Origin of the sequence: Caballeronia sp. ATUFL_M2_KS44, assembly GCF_023630965.1 — a bacterium.
In the GTDB taxonomy this organism is placed as follows: Bacteria; Pseudomonadota; Gammaproteobacteria; order Burkholderiales; family Burkholderiaceae; genus Caballeronia; species Caballeronia concitans.
In genome coordinates, this window is record NZ_JALQEA010000065.1 from 1 (window position 1) to 239 (window position 239).

Below are 239 nucleotides of genomic sequence, written 5' to 3' on the forward strand. Positions count from 1 at the left end.
GTCGTCGTGATGGTCATGTTCGGCCGCAGCGCGGACAAGCGCGGCGAGCGGCGCTTGCACGTCGCGGCGCTGCTGCTGATGGGCGGGGTGGGCTTGTCGCTGTCGGTGCTCTGGCATGACAACCTGTGGCTCGGCATGATCGCGCTGTGCATCGCGAATGCGGGATTGCTGTCGTTTCCGCCGCTCTTCTGGAGCATGCCGACGGCGGTGCTCGGACAGGCCGCGGCGGCGGTCGGCAT

The 239-nt window shown here is 68.6% G+C and carries 1 pseudogene; it reads left to right on the forward strand.

The features are described 5' to 3' along the window. Window positions 1-239, forward strand: a pseudogene (locus NCR39_RS27735) (MFS transporter); the annotation flags it as partial.